The following is a 21,156-nucleotide window of genomic DNA, read 5'->3' as shown; positions in this document are numbered from 1 at the left end:
GGGGTCGTCCCCTTGGACGGGCACAGGCTGGGTTAAGTCCACAGTGGATTGACCGGCGGCGTGCCCCCACCGGCTCGGCGCCATGCGGCCGCGCTCGCGCTGCCGGGTCTTCTCGTCGATCTCCTGGGATGATTCGATGCTCCTCGGGAGCGACAGGAAACTGCGCTGGACCGTGTCCCACCGTCATGGAACGTCGCTTCCGGGTGGTTCGTTGTCGCGGACGACCGCGTGGAACCAGTCGAGGGCCTGGACGAACTTCTCCCGCGCCGACGCGTCGAGCAGCACACCGAGGTCGAAGCCGGGGCGTAGGTCGATCTTCCCCGCGGGCAGGTGGATCCCGTCCACACCGTTGAGCCGCGTGCGGAACTCCTCGCGCCGGGCTGGGTCGTCGAACGGGGGGCGCCCGCGCAGGTGCTGGAACACGACCTCGACGGTGCCGCTCGGGTAGATGACCACGGGCCAGATCCGACCCGCCGGGTGGGACTTCTCGCGGGACAGCAGGAATCGGGACGTCTCCTGCCCGCTGCCGTGGGCGACGTAGCCGCCGATCGCGGTCCACGCCAAGGTCACCGCGACCACGGCCTCGGCGATGTCGTGGCCCTGCCGTTCCGCGAGCTGGCCGAGGAACCGCGCGTCCGAACCCGGGTCCTGGCCCGGTTCGGGTGCGGGGCGCAGGTCCGGGACGTCGGCGCCGAGCAGGAGGGCGAGCCCTTCCGTGGTGACGCGCTGGGTCTGGTCGGCCCGGCCGAGGTGGTCGAACACGACTCCCTCCGCCGCGAGCAGGGTCCGCGGGTCGTCGGTCCGCGTCGGGTCGAGCCAGGCGAAGTTCGGTGAGACCGTGCCCTGGGACTGCAGCACGCGGTGCGCGTTCGGGGCGGGCGTGGTGGCGAGGCGTTGCCCGATGGCCTGGGCGTGGCTGCCGATCAGCGCGGCGAGGTCGCCGTAGGTCGTCCACGACCCGGGCGGCAGTTCGGCGAGGGCCTGGTTCATCACCTCCCACGCCGTTCCCGGCGCCGTGGCCTGGTCGCGGTCGGCCGGGCCCGGCCACTCGGCGATCATCCGCTCGGCGAGCGCGTCCGCGCGCTCGTGGATCTGCGGCCGACCCCAGCGCTCCTGCTGGGCGATCTCCTGGTTCATGAGTACGCCGCTGCCCGCCAACTGCGGGCGCTTGATCGGGAACGGGCTGTTGCTCAGCGTCGAGTTGTACCCGGTGAGGGTCAGGTTGCCGAGGGTGTGCACCAGCGCCTCGTGCGCCTGCCCGAACTCCTCGTCCGCCGCCAGGTCCGCGGTCAGCGATTCCCGCCAGGCCGGGGTCGGTGTTTGGGGCAGTACGTGCTCGATCGTCAGGGAGGTCGGGTCGACCGGCTCCTTGCTGCCGTAGGTCTCCTCCAACCAGCGCAGCACCAGGGTTCGCTGGTGCGGGCGGCCGTTGAGGTAGTACGGCACCGACCGCGCCGCCGCGCGGATCTCGCGGTCGCCCGCGAAGTACTTGCGGCCGGTCGACAGGTAGCGCCGGATGGCCTCGTCGGCGGGCGCGGTGGCGTCGATCTCGGTCACGATCGACAGCAACGTCCGGTTGATGCCCGCGGTGGCGCGACCGATGAGCAGGCGCCGGACGAAGTAGCTCTCCAGGTACAGCATCGCCGAGGCGATCTCGGCGGAGTCCGCTGTGCCGTTCGCCCGCCGCTCCAGCAGGTGCAGCAGAACCGGGTAGACGGTCGTGGTGCCCCACGCGCCGAGCCGGGTCAGGCGGTGGCGCACCGCCTGATCCGGCTCGCGGGACGGGTCGAGGATCGTCCGCAGGAGCTGCCCGAGCCCGCCCAACCGGGCGACCTCGGCCTCGATGTCGTCCTCCGTGCGCATCCGCTCCAGGCGGCGCTGCTGTCCGGTGTAGATGTCGGCCTGCTTGACCCGCGGATCGCGCTGCACCAGGTCGAGCCAGAACAGCAGTTCCAACTGGTCGCGGTCCAGCGCCTGCTGCAGCGGCAGCCACCGCGACTCGTAGACGACGTCGCCGCGGGTGGGCAGCCGCATGAACAGGTAGTTGCGCAGCAGGTCGGCCTGGGTCAGGCGCAGACCGGTGTTGTTGAGCGACTCGAAGATGCGGTGCGGGTTGTCGCCCTGCTGCGAGATGACCGAGACCAGGGCGAGGCCCGAGATCACCGCGTCCTCGATCCGCGCGATGTCGCGCGGGTCGTCGGGGTCGTCCGCGGCGGCGAGCCGGGCCGAGAAGAACCGGTAGGCGGCGCCGACCCGGTCGACACCACCCGCCTGCGGGGTGGAGTCCAGGCAGGCGAGGTACGCGGCCCGGTCGGCCTGCGTCGGCACGAGCTTCAGGCGCTGCCGCCCGGACTCCCACTTGTTGATCAGGTACTGCTCGTTGATCCGCTCGCGGTGCAGCGCGCCGTCCCGCGCGGCCCGGTGCTCGCGGATGGCGCACAGCAGGATGGACAGGCTGGTGAGCCGCTGCTGGCCATCGATCAGCAGGAACTCCTGGACCCCGGTCGGCCCGTTGGCCGGGCTGGGCGTGAGCACCACCGAGCCGATGAAGTGTGTGGCCCGGTGGTCGTCGACGCGGTCCTCGGCCAGCTGGGTGATGTCCTCCCACAGCTGCTTGAGCTGGTCCGTCGACCACGAGTACGTCCGCTGGTAGAGCGGGACCTGGTACTGCTTCGACCCCTCGAGCAACTCTTGGAGCTTCGTCTCCTTGGCCAGAACCATGTGCTTTCTCGTTGTCCCCTCAGGAATCGATGCCGAGGCGGAGTTGCTCGGCGCGGATGATGCGTTGCGGCACCGGGATGGCGTCGTCGTCGAGGAAGTCCGGTCGGTGTTCGCCGGTGTCGACCGATCGGCGGTCCGCGTCCTTGGCGTCGCTCTTGCGGGCGAACTCGGCGAACAGCAGGCTCTTGCGCTCCTGGACCTCGCGGAGGCGCTCGTCGACGCTGTCCTTGGCCAGCAGTCGGTGGACCTGGACCTTGCGGACCTGGCCCATCCGGTGGGCGCGGGCGATGGCCTGCTCCTCGGTGCTGGGCTTCCACTGCGGTTCGGCGATCACGACCACGGACGCCGCCTGGATGTTCAGCCCTACCCCGCCCGCCTCGATCTGGCTGAGCAGCACGGCGTGGCCCTCGTGCCGGGAGAAGGTGTCCACGAGTCGTTGGCGGGCCTCGGGCTGGACCGAGCCGGTCAGGGCACCGGTCACGGACTTGCCGAGTCTGTTGTGGATTGTCTGGAGCACGTCGAGGAAGTTCGAGAACACCACGACCTTGCGACCGTCCTCGCGGGCCTCGTCGACGATCTCGGCGAGGCGTCCGAGTTTGGCGGAGTCGGGGGAGTGGAACGCCGCTTGGCGCATCCGCATGAGGTTCTTGGCGCGCACGGCCGTGGCGTAGGCGGTGGCGTCGGCCTGCGAGAAGCGCACCCAGTCCTCGACCTCGATCTTGTCGGGCAGTTCGGTGAGCACGTCCTCCTGGTTGCGGCGCAGGTAGACCGGGGCGACCGCGCGGCGGAACCGCTTCGCCCCGGCCACGGCGTCGGCGGCGTCCAGGCCGCGGGCGACCCGGGGCTGCAGGTAGTGGACGAGGGTGCGGAACTCCTCGACCCGGTTCTCCATCGGGGTTCCGGTGAGGAACAACGCCCGCTGCGCCTTGGCCACGATCGCGGCGACGTGCTGCGAGCGTTGCGCTTCTGGGTTCTTCACGTAGTGGGCCTCGTCCACCACGAGCAGCGCGATCCCGGCGTCGGCGACGCGGTCGAGGCGGCCGAGGGTGGTGAAGGTGGTGACCGCGACACCCCCGGTGCGCCGCCAGCGGTCCGCGGCGGTCGCGCGGTCCGCGCCGTGCAGGCTGTGCCCGGTGAGCGCCGTGTGCTTGCGGATCTCGTTGAGCCAGTTGATCTGCACGCTCGCGGGGCAGACCACGAGGAAGCGGGCCTGTCCCATCGTCGCCAGGTGCGTCATCGCGGCGAGGGCCTGGACGGTCTTGCCGAGCCCCATCTCGTCGCCGAGGATCGAGTGCTCCCGGTGGATCGCGTACTGCGCCCCGAACACCTGGTAGCCGCGCAGGGTCGCCTTGAGCAGGCCGGTGTCCAGCGGGACGGCGGTGATCTGCTGCCGCAGCTCCTCGGGGAGGAACCCCTGCGCCGCCTCGCCGTCGTCGCTGTCGCCGTGCCCGCCGAGCGTGGAGAGCAGCGCGTTGAAGTCCGCGGCGTCCTGGGAGTACTCCCGCCACAGCTGCTCGGGCGGGTGGGAGGCCGGGTCGACCGCCCGCTCCTGCTCGTCGACGGTGTGGCGCAATCCCGAGGTTCGGGGAGCCGCCAGCAGTGCGTCGAGTTGGGCAAGGGCGGCGAGCGCGGACCGCTTCCGCTTGCCGAACGTGAACCACATGCGGATACGGCCCGCGGTCGGTCGCGCTTCCCGGACCAGGTGCCCGGCATGTGCGGTGAACTGCCGCAGCTCTTCTTGCAGAGAACCTCGGACGCTGTCGGCGTTTCGGGCGGCGGCGAGGGTGGCGAGGAGTTGCGTCTCGCCCGTGCGCCGCTGGTCGGGGTCGAACCGGACGCGGATCTCCTGCCGGACATCGCGCGCGAGCCGGTGCGCGGCGGCGGAGATCTGCTGGGCCGACTGCGGGCCAATGCCCGGCACGGCCTGCAAGCTGGTCGGAGTCGTGCCGACGACGTGCGCGACCGTGCGGTAACCCGCGTCGGCGAGGGCGCCCAGTCGAGCGCCCTTGCCCGCGAGGCGGCGCAGGTCGGTGATCGGGCGGGCGGCCAGCGCCGCTTGGGTCTCCTGATCCGCGAGTACGTCGATCTGCAGGCGCGCGCTCTCCCGCAGCGCTTCCGGAGCGGCCAGCAGGGCGGTGGCCCGCTCGGCGAACTCGCGGGCGTTGTCCAGCAGCGCTTTGGCCTTCGCGCCGACCTTGTCTTCGACGGCGGCCGGGGCGTTGTCTTCCCGTGGGTGGTGCGGCGCCTGGTCCCCGGTGGTCACTTCGTCCCCTCCGCGCGTGACTCAGCGTCCCTGCTAGCGCTGTCGCCGCGTCAAGCGGGGTGCGGCGATCAGCGCTTGGCGCTGTCCGGGAAGGGTATCGAGTGGTGGTCGACCGCGTCCACGGGGCCGTGACCGGCGAGTGAGCACGCGGTTCTGGTCCTATGTGGACATAGGGCGGGCTGCCGAGGGCGGCGCGGTGCCGCCCTCGGCGTGGGGTTACTTGGTGACGAGCAGGTCCCAGCCGGTGAAGCCGGACCGGCACTTGTGGCTGGTCCACGCGGCGGGGGAGGTCTCACCGTTGGTGCCCGCGGTGTCGCAGGCGGCCTGGGTGCCGAAGGTGGCGATGTAGACGTCGGTGAAGGTGGCGGCGCTGGGCTCGCCGAGCAGGTCGTACCCGGCGACACCGTTGCGGCAGGTGTAGGAGGTGAAGACGTGCTCCGCCACGGCCTGGTCGCCCACGGCCGTGCACTGGGTCAGCGTCGGGAAGGTGGTGATGTAGGTGGTGGGGGTGGCGGAGGCGGGGGTGGCCAGCACGAGCGCGGCGGCGATACCCGCAGTGGCGGTGAGGGCGATTCGGGACGCTGTCGACATGCGAGTACCTGCGGACATGGTGTTCTCCAGTCTTCGAGGTCGCGAGGGCTTCGTGCCACGAGCATGCCTGTGTTGCCGTGTGGCGTCTCCGACGTTAACCGGTGGCCGAAGACCCAAATGGACTGTTTGCCGGTAGCCGGCACACACGCTCCGTTACCTCGATCGACGCGCGCTGTCCTGGCCGCCGGTTCCGGCGTGCGATGATCTCCAATGGAGTAAGGGATATCTCGGCTACGCGCCGCGTTCGAGTGTGGTCCTGGCCACTGCGGTGTCCAATTACCGTGAGTGATCCATTCGGTGGCACGGGATGCACCCACCGCGCCAGACCGGGAGGTGGCCTCCAGAAGCGTGTCGGTTGGCGCATCCGGGTGTGCGGGCGGCTGGACCCACCGCGTGCTTGGGGTTTCCGATAGCGCGGTCCGCTTCTACGGGCTGGTCGGTGCGGTCTACGGCTTGAGGTTGCCCGTGTAGTGCCAGGTGACCTTCATGTCGTCGCAGTTGGCGCCGCGCGCGTCGAGCGTGATGTCGCCCTCCACGTCGTTGGCTGCCCAGGTGTTGGCGACGAGTGTGCCGGTGTTGACGTTGACCGTTGTCGTCAGGGTCGCCGTCATGGGGGTGCCGTTGCAGACCGGTGGTCTTATGAGAGGGTCGGTTGAGGACCAGGTGTCTCCTGTCTTCCGGAGGCGGGAGCCCTCGGTCCAGTCGATCACCTGGATCCGGCAGGTGTTCGGGCAGCCGGTCGTGGCGAGGGTGAAGATCGCTATTTGGGACTTGGCGCAGTTGGCGGCTATGCAGGTGCTTATCGCGCCGACGGTTCGGTAGTTCCCCTGGGGGATCGCGGTTCCGCGGACCAGGGGGAAGCTGTCGGAGGTCCCGGCGGTTCTGCGGACGAGGTTTCCGTTGCCCATCAGGAGGAACGCGGCGATGTCCTGCTCGGCGGGCGTGACCTCCACCGCGGTGAGGTCCGCCCACGGTGTGGTCACGTATCCCTTGGTCTCTCCGCGAGGGGGTTCGAGGGAGAGGCCGTCGGAGCAGCGGAACCGGGGGATGCCGCGGCGGTCGACCAGGACGGGGGTGCCCGCTTGCAGGACGGCCTGGTAGGAGCTGGCGGCGGTGACTCTGGTGTCGGTGCGCAGGGCAACGGGTGTCATGGTGGGTTGGGTCAGGTCGCACTTCGCGGGGACGAGGTAGAGGGACTGGGTGTCACCGGGGATCGAGGTGCCTCGCTGGAAGCTCGGCAGGCCCGGTTCCGAGGGCAGGAGGATGGCTCGGCCTCGACCGTCCTCGTAGGTGACTACTAGCAGTACCAACGAGACGGCGGTGCCCAGGGCGACACCGGCGAGGGTGCCGCTCCGGTAGGGGCTGCCGAACCTGAGTGCGCATCGCGCGAGTGTGACTACGAGGCAACCCACGATCAGCGGGAGGCCCCAGCCGATTCCCGCTGATGGGGGTATCCCTTCGTCGAGGAGGGTCAGTGTGCCGGAGGGGTGGGTGATCCCTTCGAGTCCCGCGATGTAGCCGAGGGCGCAGGCGGCGGCGATCGAACCCACGACGACGGTTCTGGTCCGGAGTACGCACATGGCTATCGCGGCGACGGGTACCAGCCACAGCAGCGTCAGCCACCCGCCGGAGGAGGCGACCCACGCCCCGCTGTGGGTGTCGCCTGAGTCGTCCACCATGGTGGGCAACAGGAAGAAGGCGATGGCCACCAGGGCGGGTTCTGCGGAACTGACCGTCTTCGCATCGCCTGTCACCGTTATGCCTTGGCCAGCGGGATGGGTTTCGGCAACTTGGCCAATGGCAGCGGATCGGGCGCGTTCGGTATCACCAGGGTGTTCACCTCCTCCAGCGGGACGAGGTGACCCACGAACTTGTCCTCCGCGCTGTATTTCCCTTCGACCTGGATCTCGCGGGTGCAGACCCATCCGTTCGGGGGAGAGTCGAGGTCGCAGGCCGCCTGGGGATAGTAGCCGCGCTCGGTCCTCACGAATCCGAAGAGGACGAATCCCTGGGGGACCACAGCGGTGGCGATGCCGTTCGCGGTCTTCGGATCGGGGGTCTCCGGCCGAGGATTCGCCTGCTGGGTCGCGGACTGAGTTGGTGTCGTGGGAGTTGTGGTCGGTGGGGGAGGTGTGGAAGTCGCCGTGGGGGACGACGCGCCTGAGGCCGCCTCGGGTCGACCCACCAGGACTCCGAGCAGGAAGACAACGCTCAACACCGCCAGGACGGCCACGGTGGGGGCCAGTCTGCGCACCCAGCCGTTCCACCGGACCACTCGGACAGCCGGCACGACCTGCGCGACCTGCGCGACCGGCGTGGGAGCCGCTTGCGGTGCGGGCTCGACCCGCGGTGCGGGCGCGGGTGTGGGCCAGCGGTTCGCCATCGCCCACGCCAATTCCGAAGGGCGTGATCTGACCAGCAGCCTGCCCAGCTGTTCGGACTGGCACTGCTCGATGAGCTTGGCGGCCTCCGTCAGCACGTCGGGGTGGGCGAGGTCGGCCAGGTCCGGCCCGTACCTGGCCTGGCAGAGCTTGGCCAGTAGTTCATGCCGGACGTAGATCTCCACACTGGCGCTGACCTGGTCCACCTCGGTCGGACCGAGCTCTCTGCGCAGCCGTTCGCGGTCCGGTTCCCTGGCGGCCGCGTCGAGCGCGTTGGACAGCTCGGTCGCGGTGCGCGCCCGGAGCAGGGCCTCGACGGAGTCGAGCCGCTCGGTGCGGAGGCCTTGGTTCACCCGCGGTTCCCGGGCTTTGACCGGCTGGTTCTCATGGCCTTGTGCGGAGGGCCGGGGGGTCGGGCGCCGCCGCCGGTCGTCCAAGATCGCGTCGACGCAGTCGACAGCGGTTTGGTGCGGGTGCGGCGCGGGTGCGGTGAGGTCCACGATCGTGCGAGTCGCGATTCCGGAACTCGGGTTCATCGGGAGGAACACGACCTCCGGCAGGTTGGGGATGCCATCGACGTGGCGGTGCTCGTAGGTGGAGAACGACCACAGCCGCTCCGGCATCAACTCCCGCGCGGCCAGGTACAAACCCCACTGCAGGAGCAACTTCGAGTTCTCCGGACAGCCGAGCACGCTGACCGGCCTGTCCGCGGGCTCCGCGAGCATCGCGGTGAGCACGGTCAGGATCTCGTTCCGGGCGTGTTGGAGCAGATCGGGACTGGGTAGCCGGACAGCGCTGTTGAGTTGGCCCGCGGTGATGGGGCGCAGGCGGGTGCTCGGCGCCTGCGTGCTCCACTTCGGCCAGTCCGCGAGTCCGACGGCGACCGTCGGAGTGAGCACGCGTTCGTTGCCCACCAAGGCGTGCACGTTGTTCCTGCCCTCGCTGTACCCCGTGCTGAACCGGCGGAGGATCGCGGCCAACCCGCCGTCGAATCGCAGGTAGGACAACGCCGATTTCGGCGCGGTCAGGTGTCCCATCCCCATGAGCCGCACGTGGTCACGCAGGTTCTCCTCCCAGGAGTCCGCCGCGTTGGTGCCTTCGAACGACCTGGCGATCATGGTGTGCTTGTTGCTGTTGCTGTCGAGCGAGAACCCGAAGTACACCTGGTGGGCGCCTTCTTCGGTCACGGTGCACCTACCTGGGCGGCCTCGGGAGTGTTGATCATGCCGGTCATGGCGAGCAGCGAAACCAGGGGCTCCAGGACCCTGGTGGGTCGGAACCCGCGCGGGAAGTGGGCTTTGCCGCTGCCGTCGGGGCGTCTCCCGACCGCGTCGCCGCCGCTGGCCGAGACGAAGTGCAGTGCGCACCGGGGGAAGGCGTGGTAGGGCTCCAGGGAACCCACCGCGCCGGTGTTGTGCAGGTGCGCGTAGACGTCCTTGCTCTCCTGGCGGATCCGGGTCGGGTCCACCGTGGTCTCGTTGCCGCGGCTCAGCCAGCGGTCGACGGGGGAGAGGTACCGCAGGCGGTCGGCTTTGGTCACCGCGACCACGGCGGGCAGGCGGGCGGCGCGCAGGCGTTCGACGGCCAGGTCGAAGGAGCGGTTCTCCCCGGTCAACGGGGGTTTGCCCGCGTCCGGTGGGTCCTCGCTGGCGTGCACGAAGATCGCGGCCGTGGCGCCGACGAGGAATCGGGTGGATCGGTTGCGCGCGTCGGTGTTCTGCCAGTCCTCGCCCGCGACGTCGAAGAAGGTCACCGGGCGGGTGCCCGCCGGTCCGCGCAGCAGGAGGATGTCGGCGGCGTCGGCGATGCCGGTCTCGGTACCGGGTAGCGCCTCCCCCTTCTCCAACCGCTGGATGAAGTCCTTGTGGAACTTCTCGTGCCGCACGAAGTCCAGTGCCTTCACGGTGATCCCGTACGGTGCGAGCCCGTTGAGGTACGCCTCGCGGATCATGGCCGTCAGCAGGTGCGTCTTGCCGCAGTCCGGGGCGCCGATCAGGCCGACCACCAGCGGGCTGCCGTAGTCGCCGTAGGTGGCGGGCAGGAAGTGCCTGCTGGTGTCCTCCGACGGGTTGGGGCACTGCCGGAACCCGTTGCGCGCCAGGTCGGCCCGTTTCGACTCCGGCATCCTCGACACGTCGATGTGCTCGTACTGGTTCTTCCCCGCGTTGTAGACCGAGATGAAGCGCTCCTCGGCCCACGGGATGTCGTCGGCGCAGATGGGGCAGCGCACGCGGCGGGGGGGAGACGGGTTGGGGTCGGTCACAGGGCCACCACCGTTCCGATGATCATCCCGGCGACCAGCAGCGTGGTGCCGAGGAAGGGGAAGGCGCGCTTGCCCCGGCGGGCCGGTTTGCCGCCGTTGGCGGCTGGGCTGACGGGGGTACCGCGTTTGGCCCGGCTGGCCTGTTCGAACATCTCGTGGCCCACCGCGAGGTGCCGGTCGGGGTCGTCCGGGACGAGCGGGGTGGCGCTGCCGCGCATGCGGCCCAGGAGGTCGGTGGGCGTCGGGCGCTGCTCCACGGCGTTGCCGAATACCGGCGCGAGCAGCGCGCGCAGGCCGTCCGGGTCGAGCTTGTGGTCGGGCAGCTGTTCGTCGAACGGGACCTGCAACTGCGTCGCCCGGATGAGCTGGCTCGCGGCCCACACGTCGTCGCGGGGGTCGACGGTGCCGGTGCCCGCGGCCTGCTCCGGGGAGCGGGTGGCCGCGGTGCCGCGGCGGCGCCGGTCGCCGACGCGCTCGGCGGACTCGAAGTCGACCAGCTGGACCTGGCTGTGGTCCCAGCGCAGGGCCCGGGCGGTGACGTCGCCGTGCACGACCCCGGCGGCGGAGGTCAGCTGCAGCGCCCGCAGCACACCGTGCTGGAACCGCCACGCGTCGGCCTCCTCGAAGCGCGGGTTCGAGCCGACCGGTTCGCCGCGGTAGGCGCGCAGCAGCGCGAACGGCTCCTCCGCGTCGATGTCGTAGCCGACCAGGTTCGCCAGCTCCTGCGGGAACCGGGCGCCGTAGACCTGGCCGAGCCTGCACCCCGCCCGGATCTCGTTGTCCAGCAGGTCGTAGAGCCCCGGCGACCGCGCACCGCGCTGCGGCGGCACGCACTTGCGCACGTAGAGCTGGTTGTTGACCCGGACGAGGGCCTGCGGCAGCGCCGAGCCGGGCGTCTGGAACTCGTTCACGTGCTCCACGACGATCTGCTGCCACACGCCTGCCACGGTCCGGCAGCGCACGGTCTGCGGGCCTGGGTTCACTTGTCGCTCCCACCCGGTGCGTGCCGCACCGACTCCGACCGCAGCGGCAGCAGCCGCAACGCGCCGACGAACTCCCCGGCGCCGCTCCAGGCGATGCCGGGGTCATTGGACACTCCACTGTGGACACTGTCGCGGCCGAGCGCGACGCGCAGCCGGGCCGGGGCGAACCGGACCAGTTGGGGACTCGCCGTCCGGTTGAGGTAGCGCAGGTGGCCGCCCGCGCACAGCTGCGTCATGTCGTCGTCGACGCGGGTGCGCAGGGCGGCCAGCGCCGCGGGTGACTCCTGCCAGGTGCGGACGAGCAGCTCGTCGCGGGTGGCCTGGTCGCTGCTGAAGCCGGTCGCGGACAGCAGGCCCCGGCCGCGGACCTCGGCGCCGTATTCGCCGAGCAGCCGTTCCAGCCGTTGCGCGTAGACGCCCGCCGCGGTGCGCGTCGCGGCCTCGGCGGCGGGCCACGCCGGGTCGAGCGCGGCGCGGCACACGTCGAGCAGGTCGCCGCGCACCACGGTGTACAGCTCGCGCGGCACCGGGCGGGCCATCTGCTCCGCACCGCCACCGGAGGCGGTGTCGGGGGCGAGGAACAGCCGGTTGCCCGCGTCGGCGAGGGCGTTCGCGACCTCGTGGACCCCGTCGGCGACGGCCGTGGCCGCGGCGGCGATGGCGCGCTTGCGCTCGACGGGCAGCCACGCCTGGCTCGCGGTGTCCTCGGCGATCCGGGTCAGCTGCGAGATCGCGTCCCGCACCGGCGCGACCCGCAGCGCGGCCTGCCACCGGCGCGCGGCGGCCTTCCAGCTCGTGGCGACCACGGCGAAGCAGACCAGCACCAGCGCCACCGCGACGATGTCCGCCACCAGCGGTGGCATCCGCTTCGGCGTGGTGAAGACCAGACCGATCCCGGCCAGGACCGCCCCACCGAGCGCGGTCGACCCGTAGACGCCGAACGCGGGCGGGGCCGTCGCGGAGAAGCTGTCCACGCCGGGCCTGCGGGCGAGCAGCAGCCACCCCGCGCCGGTCCACGCCGCGGCGAGCAGGACACCCGCGAGCCAGCCGGACCACCCCGGCCCGAGCAGGTACACCATCGCCGCGCAGCTGAGGAAGACGACCGGCAGCGCCCCCAGACCGAGCGGCCAGCGGCGGAACCCCGGCGCGGTCAGGGAAAGCGGCCCGATCGCCCGGGCCTCGTCGAGGGCGGCCATGCAGCCCTGGGGGCGGCTCGTGGCCACCAACTGCCGCAGTTCGCGGGCCACCGCCGGCAACGCGGCGCCCGCGCGGAGCCGCTCGTCGACGACCGTCCGCAGGTGCCGGGTGACCTCGGCCGGATCGGCTTCGCGCGGAGCGGGCACCCCCATCTCCCGCACCGACTCCACCGACGGGTCGCCCACCTGCAGGTGCCCGTCCACCCGGTTCAGCAACTCGACCACGCCCGCGCGGTAGTTCTCCGCCGCCTGCCCGGCCCAGACCACCTGGTCCGACAGGCCCGCCGTCGACCGGGCCGTGCCCAGCAGGGCCTTGACCGTGCCGAGCACCCCAGCCAGCCGCTCGACCTCGGCGAGCCTGCGCACCGCGTCCGCGCGGGCCGCCTGCACCGGGCCGGACAGCACCACCCCGATCTGACCGCTGAGCAGCGGCGTGCGGCCGAGCCCCGCCGACAGGTCGTGCGTGGCGGGCTGGTCGCCCGCGCACAGCGAGCGGACGGCCGCCGCCCGCGCCTCGGCCAGCTCGGCGAGGTCGGCCGAGTGCGAGACCAGCCGGACGCCGGGGTTGGCCGCCGACGCCGGGAGTTCCTCGGCGGCGGCGATGACGCGGTCGAACAGGTGCGGGTCGCGCAGGGCCGCGACGAGCGAGTCGAGCGTGTCGCCCCGGTGCGCCGCGGGTCTCGGCGCCGCGCTGTCCGGGGCCCACTCGACCCCGGTCGGGTTGCCGATCCACAGCACGGTGGCGTGCCGCAACGCGGGTGGGAGGGTGAGGACGACACCGTCGAGCGGGTCGCCGGTGGCGGCTTCCCCCACCGCGAGGCACACCACCGCGGTGACCATGTCCGCGCCCACCAGGGACATGTACGTCTCGGCGTGCGCGACCAGGTCGGCGGCGTCGTCGACCACCACCACCCCGCCCGCCGGGTCCGCGGGGGCCACGCCGCCGCCGCGCAGGTCGACCACGACCACGTCGGAAGTGCTCATGCCAGGTCCTCACCACCGAGCCCGCGCGCCGCCTCGGCCTGCTCGCGCAGGTCGACCAGGTTCTTGGCGGTCGCGCCGACCGGCTGGGCCAGCGCGCTCGGCAGCGCGCGCGACCAGAACTCCCGGCACACACCGAGCTGCGGGTCGGTGCTGAGCACGCGGTTGCGCTCGGCCTCGGCGACCTTGGCCAGCTCGTGCTCGGCCAGGTCGACCAGGACGGTGTACTCCTTGGCGGGCAGCGACGGCGAGCGGTCGGCCCGGGCCGGGACGGCCGACATCAGCCGCGCGGCCAGGCTGCGGCGGGTCTGGCTGTCGTCGGTGAGGATCCACCGCTCGTAGGACTGCAGGGCGCTGGCCCACGACGACAGCGCGCCCAGCGGCTCCAGGTCCAGCTCCATCCACACGGCCTCGCGGCTGCCGAGCGCGACGGTGATCCGGTCCGGGCTGGCGGGGGACCCGACGACGGTGATCTTGCCGTCCCAGGCGGCGCAGAGCAGCCGGTGCAGCACCTGCACCCGGTCGCGTTCGTCCATCAGCAGGTAGTTGCCCTCCTGGCCGAGCCTGCGCCGCCACGGCAGGGTGTCCATCGGTTGCGGGTCCCGCTGCGCGCTCGCCCACTGCTTGACCACCCGGCGCAGTTCCGGCACCTCGGTGATGCCCATCGAGCTGCGGTTGAGCACCACGACCATCGAGTCGGCCTGCACCGCGCGGAACTCCGGTTCGCCGACCATGTCGACCGGGAGCGAGACCTCGTGCCGCAGGAACCGCTCGACCTCGACGTCCTCCTGCGCGGCCGGGTAGGTGAACAGCACCTTCAGCGGCGCGTGACCGTCCGGTGCGAACCCGCCGGGCACCAGCTCGGCGAGCTTCTGCCGGAACCGGTTGAGGTCCACGTCGGTGACGCTGTTGTCGCGCCGCTGCACGGCGTTGGCCAGCAGGTCGTCCATCCTCGGCACCAGCGCGGGCTTGCCCCGGTCGCCGGGGCGGACGCGCTCGGTGACCGCCTCCTTGATCCGCTGCCGCACGTCGGCGACCGCGGCCTCCGGGTCCTTGCGCCCCTTGGTGAACGCCGCGACCCAGCCCTCCTGGCCGAGCAGCAGGTTCAGCAGGTGCCCCTCGTGCGCGTTGGGCCCCAGGTGCTGGGAGTAGTCCTGCTTCAGCCGGGCGAGCACCCCCTGGTAGAAGCCCTCCAGGCCGCGGTCCTCGGGCGGCAGCAGGTAGGTGACGCCGACCCGGGACTTGTAGAGGTCCTTGGAGCGCTGGTCGAACTGGTGCGGGTCGTTGTGGGCGTGCGCGACGAACTGGTCGTGGATCGCCTTGAACTCCTCGAGGAAGGCGTGCCACGGCCTGCTCCACAGCCGGTGGCTGTCGTTCCACGCCGCGTTCCAGATCCGCCTGGTCTGCCAGTGGTACCAGGTGTCCTGCGCGCGCAGCACGGCCCGCACCGGCTCGTCGGCCATCCGCATCCGCTGCATGAGGCGCTTGGGCAGGTTCGTCGGCATGGGCGGGACGGCGGCGTTGAGCCCCGGCGGCGCGGGCGGCGGGGAGCGCCACCCCTCCAGCAGCGCCCGGAAACCGCCCACGTCCAGGGGGTCGACCAGGTCGCGGTGGCCGAACACCGTGCGCCACAACTGGAACAGGTCGATGTGCCGCAGCACGGCGCCCGCCGCCGCCGTCGGGTCGAAGTTCTGCGCGAGCGCGGCGACCGGTGCCGCGAGTGCCTCCTGGCCGCGGTCGATGGCGGTGCCCATGGCGTTCGCGCGTTCGGTCAGCGCCGCCACGACCGGTCCGTACCCGACCGGGCTGCCCTGGGGCGGGATCCGACCCGGTGTGGCCTCCAGCAGCCGGTCCAGGCCCGCGGCGGTGACGAACTGGCGGATGTACTGCTTGTTGGTCTCCATCGCGCCCGGCGGGACCAGGAGCTCGTTCACGGCGTTGGCGAGCAGGTGGGAGGAGACCACGTCGGTGAGTTCGAGCAGCGGGGTGGTCAGCGCGGCGACGGCGCTCGTGGTGACGCCGCGTCGACCGACGCCGGTGTCCGCGGTGGCGTGCCGGTCGACCTTGCTGTTGATGAACCCGTCCGCGAACGACTGGTACGGCCGGGTCGCCCGGCCCTCGTCGTCGTCCTGGTCCGTGGGGCCCGCACCGATCAGGGACACCATCAGCGACACCATGGAGCGGTTGAGGTCGTCGCGCCGCACGCCGCCGACCGGCCTGCCGAACAGGAACGCCGTCTGCACCACGTTCGGCTGCAGCTGCACCTGCCCGAGGCCGGGGTAGCGCACCGACACGGCGCCGTGCGTGCCCCTGGCGTCGAGCGCGTCCGGGGACCCCTGGGCGTTCTGGTCGTCTATGAGCCGGAACAGGTCGACCAGCGCCGAACCGGCGTTGAGCTCGGCGGGCCTGCCGCCGCCCTGACCGTCGTCGAACGCCGAGGGCATCAGGACCAGCGGGTAGATCTCCGCCACCTTGCCGCCCTCGCGCATCAGGTCGCCGATCAGGTGCAGGTAGTCGTAGAAGATGCCGCTGCCGGTGCCGCCCGCCACGGAGAACACCACGAACACGATCACCGGGTCGACCCGCTGGGTGCGCTTGCCGCTGACCACGAGCAGCTCGCCCGCGGACTCGTTGATGTCGGCCAGCGCCTTCTTCACCCCCAGCAGGGCGGTGTCCCGGTTGCGCCGCAGGGTTTCGAAGAGCACCGCGCGCCCGACCGTCGGCAGCTGGCCCGCCCCGCGCACCAGCGGCCCGATCCGCGGGTCGCTCTCCCGGCCGGGCAGCCACTGGATGGTGTCCTCGTCGGTGTTGATCCGCAGGCTCTGCGCCACGTCGGCGGAGTTGGCGAGCTTGGCGGGCACCAGGTCCGCGATCTGGTGCATGGTCCGCTGCGCGGCCTGCTCGTGCTCGCGGCCGGGCACGACCTCGCGGCGCACCCGGTGCAGCTCGGTCGTGCTCAGGTCCGCGTAGACGAATTGCAGGCACGACGGGAGCTGGTAGGGCAGGAAGTTCGGGTTCTGGATGTCACCGAGCAGCCGGGTCCCGTCGGGGCCGCACAACTCCTCGCGCAGCCGCTTCTCCAGCTCGGCACCGACCTTGCAGCCGGTGCCGCCGAGCCCGACGAACAACATCGGTTGGTAGATCCTCATCGCGGCACGTCCTCACGGGCAGGGAGTTGGGGTGTCACTTGCGCAGCCGGTCCAGGGAGTCGAGCAGGGTTCGCAGCGCCTCGTTGAGCCGGTCGACCAGGGCGGTCACGTCGTCGTAGAGGCCGTCCGGTCTTCGCTCCGGCTCGGTCTGGCCGAACATGCGCATGCCGAGCACGCGACGGAGTTCGATGCCCTGCTCGCCCAGGGGTTCGGTGTAGTCGGCGAGGGTGGACATGGCGATCGCCAACTCACCGGCCCACCGCGCCGACGCCCGGTGCCGCGCCGATTCCCTGGCCAGGTAGCCCGCGAGCACGGCGATGGGGACGGTGGCCGAGAGCCGCACCAGCTCCTCGCCCAGCGGGCTGCCGTCCAACCACAGCGTGATCACCAGGGCGCCTACCGCGATGAGCGCCAGCAGGCTGCCCGCGATGAACCGCAACCGATTGGCGTGGCTGGTCTCCCGCTTGGCGTGGTCGTCGTAGTAGTGGCTGATCTCGCGGGCCGCCTTGTCGGCGGCGCGTGTCGGGGGCGGTTCGGCCATCAGGCGCCAGGTGTAGATCGCCTTCCTGGCCGCACCCGCGATGACGGTGGCGTGGTCCCTGGCCTCCGCCAACCTGATGTCGTCGGCGACCGCTTTCTTGGCCACCTCCAGGTACGCGCTGATGGCCTGCTCGACCAGATCGCAGAGCTGGTTGGCGAAGTCGCCCAGCAGCTTGGCGAGAGAGGTCGCAGACCCACCCCGGTCCAAGGCGTTCAGGCAGTTGTCGATGGTGTCGAGCGTGTCGCCGACGTCCGCGGCCAACTCGGTGTAGGCCTTGTCCTGCCGGAGGAAGCGGACGAGCTCCGCGGACTTGCCGTCGGTGAGGGAACGGTCGAGGAAGTCGGCGACCAGCTTGACGACGTCGCAGGTGGACTGCACCGCCTTGCCGCGCGCGAGCCGCCACTCCGACTCCACCCGGGAATTGAGCTTCCGGGCGGCGTCCTTGACCGTGACCAGGTCGACGTCCACACCACTCGCCACGGTCGTCACTCCCCTTTGCAGATCCGGCGCAGGTGGCACAGGAACGCCCACCAATCCACGGCGAGGTAGCCGAGGAGCGCGCCGACCGACACCGCGCTGACACCGCCCCAGTAGCGCGACCCGACGGCGATCACCGCCGACCACCACGTGGTCGGATTGGCGGGCCGTGGTCCGAGTTCGCGCCGTTCCCGGTCGATCGCCGCGAGACGGGACCTGGCGCTCTTCTTGGCCTGGGCGAGGTTGTCCGCGCGGCTGCGGGCCGCGGCCTTCGCCTGGTCGAGTTGGGCGGTGATGGCGGCCACCTTCCGCGTCAGCTCGTCGCGGTCCGCCACCCGCATCCGGTAGGCGTCGCCGTCGCCCTTGTGGCGCGTGCCGCAGGTTCCGTCGAACTCGCACAACGCCGTCTCCGTCGCCTTGCGCTCGGCCGCGGCCGTGTCGTCCAGTTGCTTGCGCAGTCGCAGGACTTCCGGGTCCATCTCCGGCGCGGTCTCGGGGGTCCGCGAGATCTCCTCTTGCTCGGCCTGTTCGACGTCCAGACGGTGCTGTTCGACACCCCAGCGGTCCGGGGCCGGGTCGTAGCGCACGGCGTCGACGCGGGAACCGAACACCCAGAACAGCACCGAGTAGGCCACGACCGCCCCCAGCACCACGCTCAACAGCCTGCGCGGCATCGGCATCGCGGGCGGCCCGTCGGTGTGGTCGAGCCCGTCGACGACCAGCCGGTTCGCGAGAACGATCATCGCCGAGCAGCCGATCAGGACGAGCACCAGCCAGATCGGGGAGATCCGGTTCCCGAACACCACCGAGGCCGTGACGACCACGGACGTCACCACACCGAACAGGTGCGCCGAACGGCGCAGGTCTCGCTGGTGCGGGATGTTGCCGATCTCGTCCGACGAACTCGCGCGATCGGTGCGGCCGAACCGGTGCACTCGTCGGGGTCCTCCCATCGGACTGGGCCTTTCCCGTCAGGCGAACGGGTTGTACGGGTCGATCTGCGGGCCGCGCTCGGGCGCGGCGGCCGGGCCCGGTTGGGGGCCGGGACCGGACGGGTAGGAAGGCGTGCCGAAGGGGTCGCCGAACGGGTCCGGGTTGGTCGTGCTGGGGGCGGTCGGGTACTGGGCCGTGGGGGCGGCGACGGTCGCGGTCTGGGCGAACGGGTCCGCGGGCGGGCCGGTGAACCCGGCGGGGGCGCCGAACGACGCCGTCGCGGGGGAGCCGAACGGGTCGGCGGGCGGGGCCGCGATGACCGCGGCGGCGCGGTCGTCGAGGATGACGATGGCCGTGTCCTGGGTGATGTGCCGCGGCACACCGGCGGGGATCACCGCCGGGGGCAGGGTGGGCCCGCGCAGCTCCAGCCGGTCGCCCACGCGGCGGACCCAGTACGCGTTGGCCTCGTCGGGGCCCGCGGGTTGCAGCTGCGGCCCGGTGAAGTCGTCGTGCACGATGAACCCGAAGTCGCGGCCTGCGCCGTCGGGCGCGGGCAGTTCCGCGGCGAGGAAGTCGTTCTTGTGCAGTTGCGCCCGCAGACCGGTGACCCTGTTCGCCTCCGCCCTGGCCCGCAGCCGCAGCAACACCCACACCAGACCGGCGAGCGCGAGCGCGGCGAGCAGGATCCAGATCCAGAAGAACTCCTCGAACGCGCTGGGTTCCGGCGTGATCTCGGCGCTGAACAGCCGCTCGGTGACGACCGTGCCGTCGGCGGTGTCGACCAGGCGCAGCTTGGCACCGGCGCCGCCGAGCGGGCTGTCGGCCCCGAAGCGCAGGGTGAACGCGGTCCTGCCTGCGCCCGGGTCGGCCCGCACCTGCGCCGGGTCGACGGTGAGCGTGGTGCCCGCGGTGACGTCGACGACCTCGAGCCGCAGCTGGGCCACCTTGCCGGAGTTGTTGGCGACCGAGACGGACCCGGTGACCGATCCGCCGGGGACGACCGTGGCGCGGTTGTCGTCGTAGAGGATCTGCGCCTGCACGGGGGCCGCTTCCGCGCGGACCCTCGTGGACAGCGTCCGCGTGTCGCCGCCGACGCCGACGCCGGAGACCTGGCCGGTGTAGGTGAGTTCGCCGTCCGCCCCGGCGGGCACGTCGAGCTTCCCCGTGAAGGCCCCGTCACCGTCGGGGTCGGACAGGGCGATCTGCGCGGGCTGGAAGCCGTGCCCGGTGAGGGTGACGACGAAAGCCAGGCCGCGCAACACCTCGGGGTCGTTGATGGCCGCCTCGCGGGCCCGCACCTGCATCGTGGCCTCGACGGTCTGCCCCGCCGTGGGCTGGGTGGGAGTGACCGTGAGGTAGGCCTTCACCGCGGCCTGGAAGAACACCGCCGCGACGACGTCCCGGGCGTCGACCTCGGCCGAGGACAGCCGGATCGTCCAGCGCCCCGGCTTCGGGTCGGTGATCTGCACGGACTCGGTTTCGGTGCTCTGACCGGAGAAGACGAAGTTGGCCGCGCCCTCCTGCGGCGCGGGTTTGCCCGCGCCGGGCGCCCAGTACTCGACCTGCACGCGGGCGTCGCGCTTGGAGACGATGATCGACGCGTCGCTGGCGACGGCGGGGATGTCCACGGTGAGGTCGAGGCTGCCGCCCTTGGGCACGTCACCGCGTTCGGAGGTGTTGTACTTGCCGCAGGTGGCCGACGAGAACGCCTGCTTGATCGCCGACTGGATCGCCTCGGGGCCGGACACGACCTGTTCCCTCGGGTCGGGCACCGCGGGCGCGCAGCTCTTGCCCTTGGCGAACCCGGCCAGCGCGCCGAGGTCGACCGAACCGAAGCCGAGCGGCCACACCTGCGCCCCGGCCCGGTCGAGCTCGCTGAGCACGTCGCCCACCTTGTCCGCGGCGGCGCGGTTGCGCCGCTCCGGGGTGTTGCCCCAGGACGGGCTGGACGAGACGTCCAGCTTCCCGTCGGTCAGCAGGAACACGACCTTCTTCTCCGGGCCGTCGGCGCGCACGAAGTCGAGCGCCTGCTGCAGCGCGGCGACGTGGTCGGTCCCGTCCCCCTCGGAGTCGGCGCGCTTGCGCAGCCCCGACACGCATTTCGCGAGCAGGTCGCGGTTCTGGCCCGAATCCACCTTGGTCGGCGGGCACACCACGTCCACCGCGCTCTGCCCCGGCTTCTCGGAACTGCCGAACCCGACGACCGAGACGACCGACCCCGGCGACAGCGCGCTGGCCGCGATGGTGCGCGCCGCCTCCTGCTCCGCGACCAGGTCCGCGTCCCCGATGCTGCCCGACTCGTCGACCAGGACGATGACCCGGAGATCCGGCACGGTGGCCGGTGGTTCCTGCGCCGCGGTGCCCGCGGCGGAGACCAACGGGACCGCGGTCGCGACGAGCACCGCGAGCAGCCACCGGATCGGTCGTCGTGTCCTGTTTTCGCGAGATGACATGGGCCGCGCCAATCCACACTCCGGTGTTGACATCAGAACCGGATGCCCCCTTGTCCGAGCACCGAGTACCGCGAAGATCGTCCGTTCGGCGTCCATCGTTACAACCGTGGGGCGTCATCCCGACAAAGTGACGAACAACGGCGCGGATCGTTATAGAGGTTGTCCTTCGAGTGGAAAGTTGCCAAAAGAGTGACAACGTGACAAACATTCAGTACCGTGCGGTC

General features: G+C 71.4%; 12 protein-coding genes. All 12 read right to left on the bottom strand.

Annotated elements, in window-relative coordinates; all coding sequences use genetic code 11:
* Window positions 1–183 precede the first annotated feature (183 nt).
* The 12 genes from CLV40_RS30145 to CLV40_RS30090 all read right to left on the bottom strand — a co-directional run bounded on the left by CLV40_RS30145 (window position 184) and on the right by CLV40_RS30090 (window position 20,932).
* Window positions 184–2,721, bottom strand: coding sequence for a GmrSD restriction endonuclease domain-containing protein (locus tag CLV40_RS30145; protein WP_104482410.1), 2,538 nt, complete (start codon window positions 2,719–2,721; stop codon window positions 184–186).
* A gap of 19 nt (window positions 2,722–2,740) precedes the next feature.
* The gene (locus CLV40_RS30140; RefSeq protein WP_104482409.1) at window positions 2,741–4,984 is read right to left on the bottom strand and encodes a DEAD/DEAH box helicase; all 2,244 of its coding nucleotides are present in this window, start codon (window positions 4,982–4,984) and stop codon (window positions 2,741–2,743) included.
* A 216-nt stretch (window positions 4,985–5,200) separates the two neighbouring features.
* Window positions 5,201–5,575 carry a hypothetical protein gene (locus CLV40_RS30135; RefSeq protein ID WP_104482408.1) on the bottom strand — a complete coding sequence of 125 codons (375 nt, stop codon included), beginning with the start codon at window positions 5,573–5,575 and terminating at the stop codon, window positions 5,201–5,203.
* Window positions 5,576–6,021: 446 nt separating this feature from the next.
* Window positions 6,022–7,329 (bottom strand): DUF6777 domain-containing protein, encoded by a 1,308-nt coding sequence (locus CLV40_RS30130; protein WP_146108295.1) that lies wholly within the window; start codon window positions 7,327–7,329, stop codon window positions 6,022–6,024.
* Between the two features lie 2 nt (window positions 7,330–7,331).
* Complete coding sequence (locus tag CLV40_RS30125; RefSeq protein WP_104482406.1) at window positions 7,332–9,143, bottom strand: hypothetical protein; 1,812 nt, start codon at window positions 9,141–9,143, stop codon at window positions 7,332–7,334.
* Window positions 9,140–10,219 (bottom strand): GTPase domain-containing protein, encoded by a 1,080-nt coding sequence (locus tag CLV40_RS30120; RefSeq protein ID WP_104482405.1) that lies wholly within the window; start codon window positions 10,217–10,219, stop codon window positions 9,140–9,142. The genes CLV40_RS30125 and CLV40_RS30120 overlap by 4 nt, the downstream gene beginning before the upstream one ends.
* The gene (locus tag CLV40_RS30115; RefSeq protein WP_146108294.1) at window positions 10,216–11,202 is read right to left on the bottom strand and encodes a serine/threonine-protein kinase; all 987 of its coding nucleotides are present in this window, start codon (window positions 11,200–11,202) and stop codon (window positions 10,216–10,218) included. Before CLV40_RS30115 ends, CLV40_RS30120 begins: the two co-directional genes overlap by 4 nt.
* Window positions 11,199–13,382, bottom strand: a complete 2,184-nt coding sequence (locus CLV40_RS30110) for a hypothetical protein (RefSeq protein ID WP_104482403.1) — start codon at window positions 13,380–13,382, stop codon at window positions 11,199–11,201. The genes CLV40_RS30115 and CLV40_RS30110 overlap by 4 nt, the downstream gene beginning before the upstream one ends.
* On the bottom strand, window positions 13,379–16,528 hold the full coding sequence (locus CLV40_RS30105) for a tubulin-like doman-containing protein (protein WP_104482402.1): 3,150 nt from the start codon (window positions 16,526–16,528) through the stop codon (window positions 13,379–13,381). The genes CLV40_RS30110 and CLV40_RS30105 overlap by 4 nt, the downstream gene beginning before the upstream one ends.
* Before the next feature lie 34 nt (window positions 16,529–16,562).
* Window positions 16,563–17,549 (bottom strand): hypothetical protein, encoded by a 987-nt coding sequence (locus CLV40_RS30100; protein ID WP_146108293.1) that lies wholly within the window; start codon window positions 17,547–17,549, stop codon window positions 16,563–16,565.
* 5 nt (window positions 17,550–17,554) lie between these two features.
* Entirely contained in the window at window positions 17,555–18,481 is a 927-nt protein-coding gene (locus tag CLV40_RS30095; protein WP_181043825.1) for a DUF4407 domain-containing protein, read from the bottom strand.
* Between the two features lie 36 nt (window positions 18,482–18,517).
* Complete coding sequence (locus CLV40_RS30090) at window positions 18,518–20,932, bottom strand: vWA domain-containing protein (protein ID WP_181043824.1); 2,415 nt, start codon at window positions 20,930–20,932, stop codon at window positions 18,518–18,520.
* Window positions 20,933–21,156: the final 224 nt, after the last annotated feature.

This window comes from Actinokineospora auranticolor, from assembly GCF_002934265.1.
Classification (GTDB): Bacteria; Actinomycetota; Actinomycetes; order Mycobacteriales; family Pseudonocardiaceae; genus Actinokineospora; species Actinokineospora auranticolor.
The sequence above is the reverse complement of the archived record's forward strand: the minus strand, read 5'-3'. Positions and strand labels throughout refer to the sequence as shown.